Genomic DNA, 3,706 nt, shown 5'->3' with positions numbered 1-3,706 from the left:
AAGCAGAAGAAGAGGCTTTAAAGAAAGCTGAAGACGACCGTAAACGCGAAGAGTTAGCTGCTAAAAAACGTGCAGAAGCTGCTGAAGAGGCACGTCAAAAAGCGTTACAAGAGCAAATGCTGCAAGAGCAACTAGCTACAGAGCAAGCTGCACGTAATAAAATACGTCAGCAACAGGTAGGCACTGAGGTTGATAAATATAAAGCATTAATTATGGCGCGTATTCAGCAAAATTTATTAATTGATGAAAAGATGAAAAATCAACAATGCCGTGTGAATATTCGCTTAGGTTTTAATGGTCTGGTCACACAAGTTACATCTTTAGGTGGTGATAAGTTAGTATGTGAAGCGGCGCTTAGAGCTGTTCGTATGGCTGATACACTGCCAGTTTCTAAAGATAAAGATGTGTTTGAGCAATTAAAAAATATTAACTTAACAATTAAGCCACAATTTTAAAGGAATGGTATGTTCAACAAGTTGAAAACAGTTTGTTTAATTTTCGTTTTAGGCTTTACCTGTGTTGCAAATGCGGCACTTGAAATAGTCATAACCGAAGGCATTGATGGCGCGCGACCTATTGCGATCGTGCCATTTAAGTATAAAGGTGTGGGGCCAATTCCACAAAAGCTCAGTGATGTGATTGCTGCGGATTTAATGCGTAGCGGTAAATTTAAACCCATTGACGTTAATGCCATGCCACAGTTACCTAGTAAAGACGCAGACGTAGACTATGGCGCTTGGGTAAATAAAGGTGTTGAAGCGATTTTAGTTGGTGAAGTCGAACAACAAACTGATGGCCGTTACTTAGTACGCTATGAGCTTATTGATGTTATCCGAGGCCAAATCACTGGTGGTGAAACGCAAATGATGAGTAACGGAAAACTTATTAAAAACCAAGATCATATTCAAGAAGCACGCGAAAGTGTGATCAGTGATACCGGTTTTAGACGTTATGCACACCGCATCAGTGATGTTATTTATGAAAAACTCACCGGTGAGCGCGGCGCATTTTTAACTAAAATTGCTTATGTGATTGTACGTGATGATGAACCAAAGCCTTACCAGTTAGTAGTTGCAGATTATGATGGTTTCAATGAGCAGGTTTTATTACGCTCGCAAGAGCCGCTTATGTCACCAGCATGGTCACCAGATGGCACTAAACTAGCGTATGTAACCTTTGAAAATCGTCAAAGCCAAATTTATATCCAAGATTTATACACTGGTAAGCGTGAACTCATAACAAGTCACCAAGGTATTAATGGTGCGCCACAATTCTCACCCGATGGTAAAAAACTACTATTGGTGCTATCAAAAGACAGAAACGGCGCTACAGAAGTGTATATGCTAGACTTAGCAACGCGTAAAGAAACCCGATTGACTAACCACCGTAGTATAGATACTGAACCGTCTTGGCATCCGAATGGTCAAGATATAGTGTTTACTTCTGAAAGGGGTGGTAATGCTCAGATTTATAAGTTAAATTTACAAACAGGTAGGTCACAACGAATGACCTTTGATGGTGATATGAATCTAGCTGGTTCTATTACCCCTGACGGCAAAGAATTAGTGATGGTTAACCGTACCAACGGGCAGTACCATCTTGCTAAGAAAGAGCTGGCTACAGGCGCATTTCAAGTGTTAACACGAACGCGCCTAGATGAGTCACCGAGCGTAGCACCAAATGGTTCGATGATCATCTATAGCACGCTACATAATAATAAGCAGGTACTAGCGCTAGTATCAATGGACGGTCGCTTTAAAGCACGGTTACCTGTGCTAAATGGACAAGTAAAGGCACCCGCGTGGTCGCCTTATTTACAGTAATTTTTGCTGGTTTACTCAATATAGGAATCTACTCAATGCAACTTAATAAAATACTTAAAGGCCTGCTAATTGCTGTGCCAGTTATGACACTAGCAGCTTGTAGCTCATCTTCGGATATCGATGAAGGTGCAGCTAATCAATCAAATCAAGCGACTGTTGAGCAAACAACTGATAATGACACTGTCGAAGTTGCGACATTAACGCCAGAGCAGCAAGCACAAGAAGAACTTCGTCAGAAGTATGACGAATTGCGTCAAGAACAAGTGATTTACTTTGGTTTTGATACTGCGACTATTCAAGGTCAGTATGGCGAATTACTTCGTGCACATGCTGAGTTTTTAGTTAAAAACCCATCTGTTAAAGTATTAATTGAAGGTCATGCTGATGAGCGTGGCACTCCTGAGTACAATATTGCACTGGGTGAGCACCGTGGCCAAGCAGTTGAAAAATATCTACAAAGTTTAGGTGTTTCTGCAAGCCAAATGTCAGTAGTGAGCTACGGTGAAGAAAAGCCGATGGTTAAATCACGTACTGAATCTGCTTTCGCTAAAAACCGCCGTGCGGTACTAGTTTACTAAATTAGAGACATTATGAAGCCGAAAATTATTTTGGCAGCCATGATATTGAGCGGGAGCACCCATGTTTGGGCTGCTCCCGCTCCTGTTTCAGAAGCTGCGAGTTCACAATCGAGTATAGAAAAACGCCTTGCTGCCCTTGAAAGTATGATGCAGTCGAGAAATTTATTACAAGTTGAGTTACAGCAACAGTTAAATAGACTGCAAGATGAAGTGAGCCAGGTTCGCGGGATCACTGAAGAGCAGACCTATAAGCTTGAAAAAGTACTGCAACGTCAACGTGAGCTGTATCAAGAAATTGAAAATCGCGTTAGCCAAGCTTACTCGCAACCTAGTGCAGAGCAACACGCAGAGCCTGTTGCATCGCAAGCTATTAGTTCTGATCTGTCTGAGAATGAGGCATACGAGCGTGCAGTGGCATTAATCATGAAGGACAAGCGCTATGATCAGGCAATTCCAGAGTTTCAAACGTTTTTAACAACGTATCCAAATTCTGTGTATGCGTCTAACGCTCATTATTGGTTAGGACAATTATTAACAATTAAAAATGATCCAGTAAAAGCATCGGAACATTTTAAAGTTGTTGTAAATGAATTTCCAAATTCAAATAAGCGTCCAGATGCCATGTTAAAGCTTGGTACTTTATTACAAGAGCAAGGTTTAGCCGAACAAGCGTCAAAAACCTTTAATGATTTACTTAACCAATACCCAAGTACAACTGCTGCAAAATTGGCCACTGATCGCCTTTCAAAAATGTAGAATCAGTTTGATTAGACTGCTTTTTGTCATAAGCGGTCTAAAATTGGTCAACTAGACATAAAAACTTAAAAAAAGAGACATTTTCTGTTGCACTCATTTTTTAAATAAGTATTATAAGCGCCCGCAGCAAACGAATGGTTCAACCACTCGAATTGCGACAAAAAGAGCGGGTCATTAGCTCAGTTGGTAGAGCAGTGGACTTTTAATCCATTGGTCGATGGTTCAAGTCCATCATGACCCACCATTCATTATTTAATAATAGAATGGTCTTTATCGGCGGATTTACGTATTAATGTTTTGTTGCATTTTGTTGCAGCAGCAGAGCGGGTCATTAGCTCAGTTGGTAGAGCAGTGGACTTTTAATCCATTGGTCGATGGTTCAAGTCCATCATGACCCACCATTCTTTATTCGTTGAATAGTAGAGTGGTTTATAATCGGCGGATCTACGCAGCGTGCTTAGGCACATCAGAGCGGGTCATTAGCTCAGTTGGTAGAGCAGTGGACTTTTAATCCATTGGTCGATGGTTCAAGTCCATCATGACCCACCA

4 protein-coding genes and 3 tRNA genes are annotated in these 3,706 nt (G+C 41.0%); all 7 read left to right on the top strand.

The window, feature by feature from the left end; all coding sequences use genetic code 11:
- Positions 1 to 455, top strand: a 455-nt coding sequence (gene tolA, locus H5158_RS20650) for a cell envelope integrity protein TolA (RefSeq protein ID WP_182740788.1), incomplete at its 5' end; no start/stop codon positions are given.
- A 9-nt stretch (positions 456 to 464) separates the two neighbouring features.
- A complete protein-coding gene (gene tolB, locus H5158_RS20645; protein ID WP_182740787.1) occupies positions 465 to 1,823 on the top strand; it encodes a Tol-Pal system beta propeller repeat protein TolB in 1,359 nt (452 codons plus the stop codon).
- A gap of 35 nt (positions 1,824 to 1,858) precedes the next feature.
- Entirely contained in the window at positions 1,859 to 2,401 is a 543-nt protein-coding gene (gene pal, locus H5158_RS20640) for a peptidoglycan-associated lipoprotein Pal (protein WP_149982324.1), read from the top strand.
- A gap of 12 nt (positions 2,402 to 2,413) precedes the next feature.
- Positions 2,414 to 3,157, top strand: coding sequence for a tol-pal system protein YbgF (gene ybgF / locus H5158_RS20635; RefSeq protein ID WP_149982323.1), 744 nt, complete (start codon positions 2,414 to 2,416; stop codon positions 3,155 to 3,157).
- A 168-nt stretch (positions 3,158 to 3,325) separates the two neighbouring features.
- Positions 3,326 to 3,401, top strand: a tRNA-Lys gene (locus H5158_RS20630).
- 81 nt (positions 3,402 to 3,482) lie between these two features.
- Positions 3,483 to 3,558: transfer RNA gene (locus H5158_RS20625), tRNA-Lys, on the top strand.
- A 72-nt stretch (positions 3,559 to 3,630) separates the two neighbouring features.
- Positions 3,631 to 3,706 (top strand) — tRNA-Lys (locus H5158_RS20620).

The organism is Pseudoalteromonas sp. SR45-6 (assembly GCF_014163545.1).
Taxonomy (GTDB): Bacteria; Pseudomonadota; Gammaproteobacteria; order Enterobacterales; family Alteromonadaceae; genus Pseudoalteromonas; species Pseudoalteromonas rhizosphaerae.
The sequence above is the reverse complement of the archived record's forward strand: the minus strand, read 5'-3'. Positions and strand labels throughout refer to the sequence as shown.